Here is a 13,711-nt window from a genome sequence, read left to right on the forward strand (position 1 = left end):
GCGGCTAGACTCTTCGTATTATGCGCATCCTTGTGACCGGCGGCGCCGGCTTCATCGGTTCAGAATTCGTCCGCCAGCAGCTCGGTGCAGACGCATCGGCCCAGATCACGGTATTCGACAAGCTGACCTACTCGGGCGTCGAGGCCAACCTCGCCCCGGTCGCCAACCACCCCGGTTACAAGTTCGTCAAGGGCGACATCTGCGACGCCGAGGCCGTCGACCAGGTGATGCCCGGGCACGACGTGGTGGTGCACTTCGCCGCCGAGTCCCACGTGGACCGCTCGATCGCCGGTGCCGGCCCGTTCGTGATGACCAACGTCGTGGGCACGCAGGTGCTGCTGGACGCCGCCCGCAAGCACGGCGTCGGCCGCTTCGTCCACATCTCCACCGACGAGGTGTACGGCTCGATCAGCGAGGGCTCCTGGACCGAGGAGTGGCCGCTGGTGCCGAACTCCCCGTACTCCGCCTCCAAGGCCTCGTCCGACCTGCTGGCCCTGGCCTACGCCCGGACGCACGGCATGGACGTCGTGGTCACGCGCTGCTCCAACAACTACGGGCACTACCAGTTCCCGGAGAAGGTCATCCCGCTGTTCGTCTCGAACCTGATGGACGGCAAGAAGGTCCCGCTGTACGGCAACGGCGGCAACGTGCGCGACTGGCTGCACGTCTCCGACCACTGCCGCGGCATCGACCTGGCCATGCGCAAGGGCCGGGCCGGCGAGGTCTACAACATCGGCGGCGGCACCGAGCTCACCAACAAGGAGCTCACGGGCGTGCTGCTCGAAGCGGCCGGGCTCGGCTGGGACATGGTCGAGCAGGTCGAGGACCGCAAGGGCCACGACCTCCGCTACTCCATCGACATCAGCAAGATCGGCGCGGAGCTCGGCTACGCCCCGCAGGTCACCTTCGAGGACGGCATCAAGGCCACCATCGACTGGTACCGCGAGAACCGTGCCTGGTGGGAGCCGCTGAAGGCGAAGGCGGCCCTCCAGAAGTGAAGACCAACCCGCGAGCCGGACGCTGGCTCGTCACCGGTGCCGCCGGGATGCTCGGCCAGGACGTCCTGTCCGTCCTGAAGGACGCCGGGATCGAGGCCGTGGGCCTGCGCCGCGCCGACCTCGACATCACCGACCCGGCCTCCGTCCGGGCCGCCGTCGAGGGCGCGGCCGTCGTCGTGAACTGCGCCGCCTGGACGGACGTGGACGGCGCGGAGACGGCCGAGGAGGCCGCCACCGCCGTCAACGGCACGGGCGTGCGCGTGCTCGCCGAGGCCTGCGCCGCCGCCCGGGTGCGCCTGCTGCACGTCTCCACCGACTACGTGCTCCCCGGCGACGCCACCGAGCCGTACCGCGAGGACGCCGAGACCGGCCCGCTCAACGCGTACGGGCGCTCCAAGCTGCTCGGCGAGCAGGCCGTCGCCGAACTGCTGCCGCAGGACGGCTACATCGTCCGGACCGCCTGGCTGTACGGCGAGCACGGGCCGAACTTCGTCGCCACCATGCTCAAGCTGGCCGCCCAGCGCGACACCCTCGACGTCGTCGACGACCAGCACGGCCAGCCCACCTGGTCCTACGCGCTGGCCCGCCACTTGGTCGAGCTCGGCCTGGCCGCGCTGAAGGGCTCGGCCAAGAGCGGGATCTACCACGGCACCGCGAGCGGCCGGACCACCTGGATGGGGCTGGCCCGCGAGACGTACCGGCTGAGCGGGCTGGACCCGGAGCGGATCCGGCCGACCACCTCCGCCGCGTTCGTCCGCCCGGCCGCCCGCCCCGCGTTCAGCGTGCTCGCGCACGAGCGCTGGGCCGGCGCGGGGCTCGCCCCGCTCGCCGACTGGCGCGAGCAGCTCGCCGAGGCGCTGGCCGCCCCCGCGTTCACCGCGCTGGCCGACGCCGCCAGGAACTGCGCCGCGAACGGCAGTACGGGATGAAGTCCCTGCTGAGCAGGCTCACCGCGGCGCTGCCGCCGGGCACCGTCGCGGTGGCCGGCGGCACTGTCGTGCTCGGTGCGGCCTCGTACGTCCACCTGGGCGTGGCCGGCCACAGCCTGTCCACGGACGCCATGGCGAACGTCTCGGTGCTGTGGACGATCGTCATGGCGCTCGGGCTCGGCATCTTCTTCCCCATCGAGCAGGAGCTCACCCGGATCGTCGCCGCCCGCGTGGTGCACGGTCAGGGCGCGGCCCCCGTACTGCGCCGGGCCACCCTCCTGACCTCCGGCATCCTCGGCGCGACCCTGCTCGTCCTCGCGCTCGGCGCGGGCCCGATCGCGGACCTGCTGTTCCGCGGCGACCGCGGCCTGGTGGCGGCCCTCGGCGGGGCGTTCACCGGCATGGCCGTCTGCTACCTGACCCGCGGAGTCCTGGCCGGCCTCGGCCGGTTCGGCGCGTACGGGGCGCAGCTGGCCGTCGACGGCGGGCTGCGCATCGCCCTCGCCTTCGGCTGCGCGGTGGCCGGGCTGCACTCGGCGCTCGCCTTCAGCCTGGTCCTGGCCGTCGCGCCGATCGCCGCGACGCTGGTCACCCTGCCGACGCTGTTGCGCGCCGTGGAGCCCGGCGAGGAGATCGCCTGGCGCGAACTGACCGCCGGCCTCGGCCTGCTGATCTGCTCGACCCTGCTGTCCCAGGTCGTCGTCAACGCCGCGGTGATGAGCACCAAGCTGCTCGCCCCCACCGACAGCGTGCTGATCGCGGCACTGCTGAACGCGCTGGTCCTGGCCCGGGTGCCGCTGTTCGTCTTCGGCTCGCTCCAGGCCTCGCTGCTGGGCGGGCTCACCGCCGCCTACACGGCCGGCGACCGGGCGGCGTTCTCCGCGATGCTGCGCCGGATCGGCGTGGTCGTCGGGCTGCTGGGGCTGCTCGGCGGCGTGCCCGCGACCGTGCTCGGCCCGTGGCTGATCAAGGTGCTGTTCGACGCCGGACCCGTACTGGGCTGCCTCGACTTCTTCCTTTTGTCCGCCGGCACCGTGGCGTACATGTTCGCGATGGTCCTCGGCCAGGCGCTGATGGTATTCAAGCGGCACAACCTGCAACTGCTCTGCTGGGCCGCAGGCACCGTCGTCCTGATCGGTGTCACCTTCGCACCGGGCGAAGTGGCCCTGCGCGTCATCCTGGCCTACGCTCTCGGCTCCCTCGCCACCGTGCTCGGTATGCTGGCGGTGCTGAGGCTGAGGTTCCCCGGAGCGGATCCGGGCGCGACCGAAGGACCCGGGCACAAGGTCGCCGCAAGCCCACTGGGCGCCGGAGCGGTCGGGGAGTGACCATGCCGGCTTCCGACGTCCCACCGATCACCGAGCACGCGCACGTGCCACATTCCGCTGGAGCTACCGTGTCCCAATACGACGATGTCTGGCTGGTCATTCCGGCCTATAACGAGGGCCAGGTGATCGCCGATGTGGTCGAGGGAGCGCGCAAGACCTTCCCGAACATAGTCGTCGTCGACGACGGCAGCTCCGACAACTCGGCCGAGCACATCGCGACGACCGGCGCCCACCTGGTGCGCCACCCCGTCAACCTCGGCCAGGGCGCCGCCCTCCAGACCGGCCTCAAGTACGCCCTCACGCAGCCCGGTGCCCGCTACTTCGCGACGTTCGACGCGGACGGCCAGCACCAGACGCACGACGTCGAGAAGATGGTCCAGGTGCTGCGCGACGACGAGGCCGACGTGGTCCTCGGCTCGCGCTTCATCGAGCAGAACGGCCAAGTGCCGTGGATCAAGCGCGTGGTGCTGCGTACGGCCGCGACGGTCAGCCCGACCGCCCGCAAGCTGAAGCTCACCGACTCGCACAACGGCCTGCGCGTGCTCAGCCGCAAGGCCGCCGAGCAGCTGAACATCACCATGAACGGCATGGCGCACGCGTCGGAGATCGTCGGTTACCTGGCCGGGTCCGGTCTGCGCGTCACCGAGGTCCCCGTGGACATCCTCTACACCGAGTACTCGCGCGCCAAGGGCCAGTCCCTGATCAACGGCGTCAACATCATCTTTGACATCACGATGCGGGAGCGAAGCCGCTGATGAAGTACTTCTGGATCCAGCTGCTGCTCATCGCGGGCTCGGTGTCGATGGCCCTCATGTTCATACGGACGTGGGGCCAGGCGAAGAACCGTGCCTGGAAGCGCATCGCGTTCTCGGTGTTCGTCATCGTCAACGTGTACGCGGTGCTCCGCCCCACGGACGTCACGTGGGTGGCGCACCAGCTCGGCGTCGGCCGCGGCACCGACCTCGTGCTGTACGTCATGGTGCTGGCGATGGGCTTCCTGACCCTCAACACCTTCCTCCGCTTCCGCTCGTTGGAGAAGAAGCTCACCGACCTGGCCAGGACCGTGGCCCTGGCCGAGGGCGCACGGCACAACGACGCGCGCCTGGGCGGGACCCCCGCCGGTGTCGTCGTGACCGAGGCCGTCGTGACCGAAGCCGTCGTGACCGAGGCCGCCGCCGTCGTGACCGAGGCCGAGCTGAAGTCCGAGCCGAAGTCCGAGCCCGTCGACTCCGACACCGTGAAGGCCTGACGTCCCGTGGTGACCTTCGACTTCATGCTCCCCTACTACGGGGACGTGCAGCTGATGCAGGACGCCGTCCGCAGCGTCCTGGCCCAGACGGACCCCGACTTCCGCCTCGTCGTCATCGACGACGGCAAGGAGCCGGACGTCCCGGGCTGGTTCGAGGCCCTCGGCGACGAGCGGGTCCACTACACCCGCAACGAGCAGAACCTCGGCATCACCAAGAACTTCCAGAAGTGCGTACGGCTCTCCGAGGCCGACTACGTCGTCATCATGGGCTGCGACGACCTGCTGCACCCGCACTACCTGGAGACCGTCCGCGCCCTGATCACCGACAACCCGGGCATCGGCATGGTCCAGCCCGGCGTCGAGGTGATCGACGGCACCGGGCAGGTCGCGTACGGGCTCGCCGACCAGACCAAGCGGCGGCTGTACGCACCGCAGGTCAAGGGCCGGCGCCTGATGGGCGGCGAGGAGCTCGCCACCAGCGTGCTGCGCGGGAACTGGCTGTACTTCCCGTCCATCTGCTGGCGCGGCGAGGCCCTGCGCGGAGTCAACTTCCGCGACGAGTACTCGGTGATCCAGGACCTGGCCCTCGTGGTCGACCTCCTCGAAATCGGCGAGCAGATGCTGATCGACGAGTCCACGACGGTGTTCCAGTACCGCCGCCACGCGGTCAGCGAGTCCTCGGTGCAGGCCTTCTCCGGAACCCGCTTCACCGAGGCCGAGCGGTACTTCTCCGCCGTGGCCGACCGGATGGACGGCCGGGGCTGGCCCAAGGCCGCGCGGGCGGCCCGCTTCCACAGCGCCTCCCGCTTCCACGCCATCACGATGCTCCCCGGCGCCCTGCTCCGCGGCCACCGGGAGGGCGTTCGTACGCTCGCCAAGCACGCGTTCACCGCCGGTCAGCGCGCCGACTGACACCCGCGACGGAATTGGACTGAGATGACACACCTGGCCCCCGAGGTCGTCGGAACATCCGGCACGGCGCACAGCCGGACCGGTACCGGGACCCCGGACGCCGGACCGGTCTCCTCCCTTTCGGCGGCCCGTCGCCCCTGGACGTCCCGGCGCCGCGTGCTCGCCGTCGCCGAGGGCGTCGTCAGCCTCACGGCGGCCCTCGGCTACATGCTGCTGAGCCGCCACGTCAACGTGAACCCGATCGTGCGCCTCGGCCAGGTCAGCGGCCTCGCCACGCTCCAGCTGTACGCCGCGCTCATCGGGCTGCCGCTGCTCGGACTGCTGCTCTACACCGCCCACCGGGGACCGGCCCGGCGCCACCAGCTGGTCAAGCGCCTGGTCTGCGCCGCCCTGGCCGGCCTGGCCACCGGCGTGATCGCCGGCGGAATCGTCGTCGCCCTGCACGGCACGCCCCACCCGCTGGGCGGCCAGGAGGGTGACCCGGGCGTCCTGATCGACATGGCCAACTCGTTCCTGCACCACGAGGGGATGTCGGGCATCTACCCGCCCGCCTTCCCGGCCCTGATGGCCCTGTGGGCGAAGATCCGCTACAACGGCCGCGGCGAGACCGGCTTCGCCCTGCACGACCTCCAGATCTTCTTCACCGCCGTCGCCGGCCCGATGGCCTATCTGGCCTGGCGGATACTGCTGCGGCCCTTCTGGGCCCTGCTGATCGCGGTTCCGGCCGCGGTGCTCTTCCTCGACCCGATCCGCCCGTACAGCCACATCGTCATGATCGTGCTGCTGCCGCTGCTCGGGTACTGGCTGCGCGAGATGCGCCTGGCCGGCCGGCGCGGCACGCGGCACCTGCTGCTGCGCGGCCTCGTCCTCGGCGTGACCTTCGGCGCGCTCTTCCTCTGGTACTCCGGCTGGTACATCTGGGCCGCGCCGGGCGCCCTCGTGGCCGCGCTGTTCTTCTTCCCGTGGCGCCAGGGCGCGGCGACGGCCAAGAAGGCGGGCCTCTACATAGGGGTCACGCTGCTGTCGGCCGGCATCGTCGGCGCCCCGCTGATCTACCAGATGGCCCGGCTGGGCTCGGAGAACCCCGACCGCTACGCCTTCCTCGCCGTGTACGCCGACCCCGGGTACGTCCTCGGCTGGGTCTCGGACCGGTCCGGGACCCTCACGTACCAGACCTGGCCGGTGGCCGGCGAGATGGCCGGCCAGAGCGGGTTCGCCCTGCTGCTGCTCTTCGGGGTGGGCCTGGGCCTCGGCCTCGGGATGCGCAACATCATGGTGCGCACGGCGGCCGCGGTCCTGGCCGGCGCCTGGCTCGCCCGGTTCTGGTTCGCCGGGCACATGGCCCAGGACAAGGCCATCCAGCTCTACCCGCGCACCACGTGGATCATCATGTACTGCCTGATGATCCTCGCCGTGCTCGGCATGATGGCCGTGGTCAACCGGGGCTCCGGGTGGGTCGAGCGCATGCTGCGCCCGAGCGGCGCCGGGGCCGGTTCCGCTTCGGGCCCCGCTTCGGGCCCCGCTTCGGATTCCGCTTCCGGGGCCGGGCTCGCCCGGGTCATCCCGCCGCGGGTGGTCCGCCAGCTCGCCGCCGGGATGGTGTGCGTGGTCGCCCTGTTCGCCACCATGGGCGCGTCCTGGTCGGTCAACCGCTACATGCCCTCGTCCGACGTCGACTCGATGGGCATCGACGCGTACCGCGCACACGTCATCAAGCAGCGCGACGGCAGCTGCCCGCGCTTCTCGCCCCGCGAGAACTGCTGGGACATCGAGAAGGACGACTGGAAGCCCGGCCCCATCCAGGACTTCATCTGGTGCGCCGGCATCGTGGCCGACGACTGGCCCAGCGTCTGCGGGATGGAGGCCCCCAAGCGCGTGCGCTCGCGGGCGGACATCGAGCGCGACGCCGAGGCCGACCGGCAGGCCCGCAAGGAAGCCGCTCAGAAGGAGAAGGACGCCCAGAAGAGGTGACGGCGGCGCGGCCCGGACGTCCCCGGGCTGCCTCCGTCCCGGCCGTTCCCTCGACGCCCCGGGCGGACGCACAACCGGCTCTCCGCACGGCCCGACCCGCTCCGCGCCTCCGGCCCTGCCGCGCAGCCGGAGGTCGCCGCCGTCAAGGGCGTGCCGGTGCGGCCGGGCGTCGAAGCCGCCTCCGGTGGCGTCTGCGGCGGCGTCCTGACCATCGGCCGGTCGACCGGCACGGCCGGCGACCGCGTTCCGCGGGTGACCTGATCGCCGACATCACGGGTTGCTTCAGCAAGTAGCAGAGACGTTTCGGCGGGGCCCTCGGGAGCTGGTCCTGGGGGCCCCGCCTTTTCCAGGGGTGGGACATGGGAACGAACGACAACGACGACAGGCCGGCGCTCTCCGACGAGGAGTGGGCCCGGTTCCTGGAGCAGGCCCAGGCGGGCGCGGGCCAGGCCCCGCAGGAGCCCTCCGCCCGGCAGCGCATGGTCACCGCGCGGCTGCGCGCCGAGCCCGCGGAGCCGGCCGGCTGGCGCACCGGTCCGGCCTGGCAGGAGAGGGAGCGGCGGGGGAGGGGCAAGCGGCGGCTCAAGGCCGCGGCGGCGGTCGTCTTCATCGCGGCCCTCGCGCTGATCGCCGTACGCCCGGAACTGGTCATCGACCGGGTCACCGGCAAGGCCGGGCGGGACGAGAAGGCCCGCGAGCCGCTGCCCGCCGAGACCGCCCGGCCCAGCGCCCCGCCCTCGGCCCCCGCTGCGGACCGGCCGACGCTCAAGGACCCCTTCAGGGGCTCTCCGGCCCTCCAGTGGGCCGACGGAGCAGCCGGGATCGAGCTCCCGGAGGCCCAGGCCGTCGGCGGGATGAGCAAGGAGCAGGTCGCCGACGCGCTGGAGAAGGCCAAGCAGTTCCTGGTCTCGGCCAACCTCGACCCGGCGACCTTGCGCGGGGAGCGGCCGGCGGCGGCGCTGGAGCTGCTCGATCCGAAGCTGGAGGACGAGCTGAGCCGCCTGGAGGGCTCGCTGACGGCCCCGACGAAGGAGAACGACCCGCTGCACCTGTTCACCCGGGTCAAGCCGGCCGAGCTGAAGCCCGCGGGCGACGTGGTCAAGGTCCGCGGCCGGATGTGGGTGGAGCCCGGCAAGGAGGCCGGCCAGGCCAACGTGCTGGCCGACTACACCTTCGTCCACCCCTTCGTGAAGGCGAAGCCGGGCGCCGAGCAGGTGGAGCGCGCCATCGTGCGGCGCGAGATCACCTTCTCGATCGCCGACCCGCGCAAGTGGCAGGCCACCGCCGGCAAGATCTGGCTGGAGAAGACGAACGTCGACCTCGCCAACACCGCCTGCGACGTCCACGACGGATTCCTGCACCCCGTCTTCGACGAGGACCGGCAGGCGGGTCCCGCCCCCTCCGGGACGCCCGTGGACCCGTACGACCGCAGCAAGGCCATCGACTCCGGCGACCGGGAGGGCTGCGGGACTCTCTCGCGCAGCTGAGGCCCGTGGGACGGCCCGGGCGGACCCCAGGCGGGGCCCGGGCCGTTCCGTCGCGTGGCGCGGTTTGACCACTCACCGGGGAGGGGTATTCTCTTCGGCCCGATTGGCGCAGTACGTGTCTTGTATGGCAGACTACTCAAGTTGCTCGGCTGAGTGCCGATGCTGCGCGCCTCCCGCCGGGAGGACCGGAAGCGAGTCCCACAGTACTCGTCGCCTTTACCTGCCTCTCGGGGCAGCAATGGGGCGGACGTACGGGAATCTTCTGGGAAGCGTCAGCACGGTGCCCGCCAGGCGCTCGGTGGGTGTTTCTCCCCCGAACCGCGGCCTTGGGCCGCACCCCCTTGGACGAGGGAATTTCCGTATGGGAATTTTCTGTAGAGGGAGTGCGACACGCCCGACCGCGTGGGTCGGAGAGAAGCGGTGGAGAGATCCACAGCCGACCGAGGGCCAGAGCGTTTCCACAACAGACAGGACTACGGAGTAGCCATGGCGGGACAGAAGATCCGCATCCGGCTCAAGGCCTACGACCACGAGGTCATCGACTCCTCGGCGAAGAAGATCGTCGAGACGGTGACCCGCACTGGTGCGTCGGTCGCAGGCCCGGTGCCGCTGCCCACTGAGAAGAACGTGTACTGCGTCATCAAGTCGCCGCACAAGTACAAGGACTCGCGCGAGCACTTCGAGATGCGCACGCACAAGCGCCTGATCGACATCCTCGACCCGACGCCCAAGACCGTTGACTCGCTGATGCGCCTGGACCTTCCGGCCGGCGTTGACATCGAGATCAAGCTCTGAGAGGCGTCGAGAAGATGGCAAAGCAGATCAAGGGCGTCCTGGGCGAGAAGCTCGGCATGACCCAGGTCTGGGACGAGAACAACCGTGTCGTCCCGGTGACCGTCGTCAAGGCCGGGCCCTGCGTCGTTACCCAGGTCCGTACGAACGACATCGACGGCTACGAGTCGGTCCAGATCGCCTTCGGCGAGATCGACCCGCGCAAGGTGAACAAGCCCCTCAAGGGCCACTTCGCCAAGGCCGACGTGACCCCGCGCCGCCACCTGGTGGAGCTCCGCACCTCCGACGCCAGCGAGTACACGCTCGGCCAGGAGATCACCGCCCAGGTGTTCGAGTCCGGCGTCAAGGTTGACGTCACGGGCAACAGCAAGGGCAAGGGCTTCGCCGGTGTCATGAAGCGGCACAACTTCCGGGGCCTCGGCGCCGGTCACGGTGTGCAGCGCAAGCACCGCTCCCCCGGTTCGATCGGTGGCTGCGCCACCCCTGGGCGTGTCTTCAAGGGCATGCGCATGGCTGGTCGTATGGGCAACGAGCGCGTCACCACCCAGAACCTGACCATCCACGCGGTAGACGCGGAGAAGGGTCTGCTCCTCATCAAGGGCGCAGTCCCCGGTCCGAACGGCGGCCTCGTCCTGGTCCGTACCGCGGCCAAGGGGGCTTGAGGTTAATGAGCACCATTGACATCCTTTCGCCGGCAGGCGACAAGGCCGGTACCGTCGAGCTCCCCGCGGAGATCTTCGACGCGAAGACCAGCGTTCCGCTGATCCACCAGGTCGTCGTCGCTCAGCTGGCTGCTGCCCGTCAGGGCACGCACAAGACGAAGACCCGTGGCGAAGTCCGTGGTGGTGGCCGCAAGCCGTACCGCCAGAAGGGCACCGGCCGCGCCCGTCAGGGTTCGACCCGCGCTCCGCAGTTCGCCGGCGGTGGCGTCGTCCACGGCCCGCAGCCGCGTGACTACTCGCAGCGGACCCCCAAGAAGATGAAGGTCGCCGCCCTCCGTGGTGCCCTCTCGGACCGTGCGCGTCACTCCCGCATCCACGTCGTCACCGGCGTGGTCGAGGGTGCCGTCTCCACGAAGGCCGCCAAGACGCTGTTCGGCAAGATCTCGGAGCGCAAGAACCTGCTCCTGGTCGTCGAGCGCGCCGACGAGGCCGCGTGGCTGTCCGCCCGCAACCTGCCCCAGGTTCACATCCTGGAGCCGGGCCAGCTGAACACGTACGACGTGATCGTCTCTGACGACGTGGTCTTCACCCAGGCCGCGCTCGAGTCCTTCGTGTCTGGCCCCAAGGCCGATGAGACCGAAGGGAGCGACGCCTGATGTCCGAGGCGACCGTTACCAGCAAGACCTTCACTGACCCGCGCGACCTGCTGATCAAGCCGGTTGTCTCGGAGAAGAGCTACGCGCTGCTGGACGAGAACAAGTACACGTTCATCGTCGCGCCCGGCTCCAACAAGACCCAGATCAAGCAGGCCGTCGAGGCGGTCTTCGGGGTCAAGGTCACCGGGGTCAACACGATCAACCGTCAGGGTAAGCGCAAGCGCACCAAGACCGGTTTCGGCAAGCGCGCTGACACCAAGCGCGCCATCGTGACCCTCGCTGAGGGCGACCGAATCGACATCTTCGGCGGCCAGGCCTCCTAACGGAGGTCTAGTCGTCCGGAATCGGACGAGGACTGAGAAATGGGTATCCGCAAGTACAAGCCGACGACCCCGGGCCGTCGTGGCTCCAGCGTCGCCGACTTTGTCGAGATCACGCGGTCCACGCCGGAGAAGTCGCTGGTTCGCCCGCTGCACAGCAAGGGCGGCCGTAACAACACCGGTCGGATCACCGTTCGCCACCAGGGTGGCGGACACAAGCGCGCCTACCGCGTGATCGACTTCCGTCGTCACGACAAGGACGGCGTGCCGGCCAAGGTCGCGCACATCGAGTACGACCCCAACCGCACGGCGCGCATCGCGCTCCTGCACTACGCGGACGGCGAGAAGCGCTACATCATCGCTCCCCGCGGTCTGTCCCAGGGCGACCGGATTGAGAACGGCCCCACGGCCGACATCAAGCCCGGCAACAACCTGGCCCTCCGCAACATCCCGGTCGGTACCACGATCCACGCGATCGAGCTCCGTCCCGGTGGTGGCGCCAAGTTCGCCCGTTCCGCGGGTGCCTCCGTGCAGCTGCTGGCGAAGGAGGGCACGATGGCCCACCTTCGTATGCCGTCCGGTGAGATCCGCCTGGTCGACGCGCGCTGCCGCGCGACGGTCGGCGAGGTCGGCAACGCCGAGCAGTCGAACATCAACTGGGGCAAGGCCGGCCGCATGCGCTGGAAGGGCGTTCGCCCCTCCGTCCGCGGTGTCGCGATGAACCCGGTTGACCACCCGCACGGTGGTGGTGAGGGCAAGACCAGCGGTGGTCGTCACCCGGTCTCCCCGTGGGGTCAGAAGGAGGGTCGTACTCGCTCGCCGAAGAAGGCTTCGAGCAAGTACATCGTCCGCCGCCGCAAGACGAACAAGAAGCGCTAGGAGCGGGTTTAGATGCCGCGCAGTCTCAAGAAGGGACCCTTCGTCGACGGACACCTCGTTAAGAAGGTGGACGCTCAGAACGAAGCTGGTACCAAGAACGTCATCAAGACCTGGTCCCGTCGCTCGATGATCATCCCGGCCATGCTGGGTCACACCATCGCGGTGCACAACGGCAAGACCCACGTCCCGGTGTTCGTCACCGAGTCGATGGTCGGCCACAAGCTCGGCGAGTTCTCGCCGACTCGCACCTTCCGCGGCCACGTCAAGGACGACCGGAAGTCGAAGCGCCGCTAAAGGCGGGGTGGTAACGACTATGACTTACACCGAAGGGACAACCATGGAAGCCAGGGCCCAGGCGCGGTACATCCGCGTCACGCCCATGAAGGCCCGCCGCGTGGTGGACCTTATCCGTGGCATGGATGCCACGGAGGCTCAGGCGGTCCTGCGTTTCGCCCCGCAGGCCGCGAGCGTGCCGGTCGGCAAGGTGCTGGACAGCGCCATTGCCAACGCCGCACACAACTACAACCACCCGGACGCCTCCACGCTGGTCATCAGCGAGGCGTACGTGGACGAGGGCCCGACCCTGAAGCGGTTCCGTCCGCGTGCCCAGGGCCGTGCCTACCGGATCCGCAAGCGGACCAGCCACATCACCGTGGTCGTCAGCAGCAAGGAAGGTTCCCGGTAATGGGCCAGAAGGTAAACCCGCACGGGTTCCGGCTCGGCATCACCACCGACTTCAAGTCGCGTTGGTACGCCGACAAGCTGTACAAGGACTACGTCAAGGAAGACGTCGCCATCCGTCGGATGATGACGTCCGGCATGGAGCGCGCCGGCATCTCGAAGGTTGAGATCGAGCGCACCCGTGACCGCGTGCGTGTGGACATCCACACCGCTCGTCCGGGCATCGTCATCGGCCGCCGTGGCGCCGAGGCCGACCGCATCCGCGGTGACCTCGAGAAGCTCACGGGCAAGCAGGTCCAGCTGAACATCCTCGAGGTCAAGAACCCCGAGCTCGACGCTCAGCTGGTTGCCCAGGCCGTTGCCGAGCAGCTCTCCTCCCGCGTCTCCTTCCGTCGTGCCATGCGCAAGAGCATGCAGGGCACGATGAAGGCCGGCGCCAAGGGCATCAAGATCCAGTGTGGCGGCCGTCTCGGCGGCGCCGAGATGTCCCGCTCCGAGTTCTACCGCGAGGGTCGTGTGCCGCTGCACACGCTGCGCGCGAACGTGGACTACGGCTTCTTCGAGGCCAAGACCACCTTCGGCCGTATCGGTGTGAAGGTCTGGATCTACAAGGGCGACGTCAAGAACATCGCCGAGGTTCGCGCCGAGAACGCTGCGGCCCGTGCGGGTAACCGCCCGGCCCGTGGTGCCGGCGCTGGCGACCGTCCCGCCGGCCGTGGTGGCCGTGGTGGCGAGCGCGGCGGCCGTGGTGGCCGCAAGCCGCAGCAGGCTGCTGGTGCCGAGGCCCCCAAGGCCGACGCTCCCGCCGCCGCTCCGGCCGAGAGCACCGGAACGGAGGCCTGACCGA

The 13,711-nt window shown here is 69.7% G+C and carries 16 protein-coding genes; all 16 read left to right on the forward strand.

Annotated elements, in window-relative coordinates; all coding sequences use genetic code 11:
* The first annotated feature begins 20 nt into the window (after window positions 1–20).
* A complete protein-coding gene (rfbB, locus tag ADK52_RS01505; RefSeq protein ID WP_053687968.1) occupies window positions 21–998 on the forward strand; it encodes a dTDP-glucose 4,6-dehydratase in 978 nt (325 codons plus the stop codon).
* On the forward strand, window positions 995–1,927 hold the full coding sequence (rfbD, locus tag ADK52_RS01510; protein ID WP_420714773.1) for a dTDP-4-dehydrorhamnose reductase: 933 nt from the start codon (window positions 995–997) through the stop codon (window positions 1,925–1,927). The genes rfbB and rfbD overlap by 4 nt, the downstream gene beginning before the upstream one ends.
* Complete coding sequence (locus ADK52_RS01515) at window positions 1,924–3,255, forward strand: lipopolysaccharide biosynthesis protein (protein WP_182508576.1); 1,332 nt, start codon at window positions 1,924–1,926, stop codon at window positions 3,253–3,255. Before rfbD ends, ADK52_RS01515 begins: the two co-directional genes overlap by 4 nt.
* A 68-nt stretch (window positions 3,256–3,323) precedes the next feature.
* Window positions 3,324–4,010: a glycosyltransferase family 2 protein gene (locus tag ADK52_RS01520; RefSeq protein ID WP_053687969.1), complete on the forward strand. Its 687-nt coding sequence runs from the start codon at window positions 3,324–3,326 to the stop codon at window positions 4,008–4,010.
* Window positions 4,010–4,504 carry a DUF2304 domain-containing protein gene (locus ADK52_RS01525; protein ID WP_078987808.1) on the forward strand — a complete coding sequence of 165 codons (495 nt, stop codon included), beginning with the start codon at window positions 4,010–4,012 and terminating at the stop codon, window positions 4,502–4,504. The genes ADK52_RS01520 and ADK52_RS01525 overlap by 1 nt, the downstream gene beginning before the upstream one ends.
* A gap of 6 nt (window positions 4,505–4,510) precedes the next feature.
* The gene (locus ADK52_RS01530) at window positions 4,511–5,416 is read left to right on the forward strand and encodes a glycosyltransferase family 2 protein (protein WP_107089940.1); all 906 of its coding nucleotides are present in this window, start codon (window positions 4,511–4,513) and stop codon (window positions 5,414–5,416) included.
* 24 nt (window positions 5,417–5,440) lie between these two features.
* The gene (locus tag ADK52_RS01535; RefSeq protein ID WP_053687970.1) at window positions 5,441–7,387 is read left to right on the forward strand and encodes a hypothetical protein; all 1,947 of its coding nucleotides are present in this window, start codon (window positions 5,441–5,443) and stop codon (window positions 7,385–7,387) included.
* A 359-nt stretch (window positions 7,388–7,746) separates the two neighbouring features.
* Entirely contained in the window at window positions 7,747–8,874 is a 1,128-nt protein-coding gene (locus ADK52_RS01540) for a hypothetical protein (protein ID WP_053687971.1), read from the forward strand.
* Window positions 8,875–9,360: 486 nt separating this feature from the next.
* Window positions 9,361–9,669: a 30S ribosomal protein S10 gene (rpsJ, locus tag ADK52_RS01545; RefSeq protein ID WP_003948644.1), complete on the forward strand. Its 309-nt coding sequence runs from the start codon at window positions 9,361–9,363 to the stop codon at window positions 9,667–9,669.
* A 14-nt stretch (window positions 9,670–9,683) separates the two neighbouring features.
* On the forward strand, window positions 9,684–10,328 hold the full coding sequence (rplC, locus tag ADK52_RS01550; protein WP_008739720.1) for a 50S ribosomal protein L3: 645 nt from the start codon (window positions 9,684–9,686) through the stop codon (window positions 10,326–10,328).
* Between the two features lie 5 nt (window positions 10,329–10,333).
* On the forward strand, window positions 10,334–10,984 hold the full coding sequence (gene rplD / locus ADK52_RS01555) for a 50S ribosomal protein L4 (protein ID WP_030298210.1): 651 nt from the start codon (window positions 10,334–10,336) through the stop codon (window positions 10,982–10,984).
* Window positions 10,984–11,307 (forward strand): 50S ribosomal protein L23, encoded by a 324-nt coding sequence (rplW, locus tag ADK52_RS01560; RefSeq protein WP_030154694.1) that lies wholly within the window; start codon window positions 10,984–10,986, stop codon window positions 11,305–11,307. The genes rplD and rplW overlap by 1 nt, the downstream gene beginning before the upstream one ends.
* Window positions 11,308–11,346: 39 nt before the next feature.
* On the forward strand, window positions 11,347–12,183 hold the full coding sequence (gene rplB, locus ADK52_RS01565; RefSeq protein ID WP_030298213.1) for a 50S ribosomal protein L2: 837 nt from the start codon (window positions 11,347–11,349) through the stop codon (window positions 12,181–12,183).
* A gap of 12 nt (window positions 12,184–12,195) precedes the next feature.
* Complete coding sequence (gene rpsS / locus ADK52_RS01570) at window positions 12,196–12,477, forward strand: 30S ribosomal protein S19 (protein ID WP_030154697.1); 282 nt, start codon at window positions 12,196–12,198, stop codon at window positions 12,475–12,477.
* Between the two features lie 43 nt (window positions 12,478–12,520).
* Window positions 12,521–12,868: a 50S ribosomal protein L22 gene (gene rplV / locus ADK52_RS01575; protein ID WP_007265904.1), complete on the forward strand. Its 348-nt coding sequence runs from the start codon at window positions 12,521–12,523 to the stop codon at window positions 12,866–12,868.
* Window positions 12,868–13,707, forward strand: coding sequence for a 30S ribosomal protein S3 (gene rpsC, locus ADK52_RS01580; RefSeq protein ID WP_007265905.1), 840 nt, complete (start codon window positions 12,868–12,870; stop codon window positions 13,705–13,707). The genes rplV and rpsC overlap by 1 nt, the downstream gene beginning before the upstream one ends.
* Window positions 13,708–13,711: the final 4 nt, after the last annotated feature.

This window comes from Streptomyces sp. WM6372 (assembly GCF_001279655.1).
GTDB lineage: Bacteria > Actinomycetota > Actinomycetes > Streptomycetales > Streptomycetaceae > Streptomyces.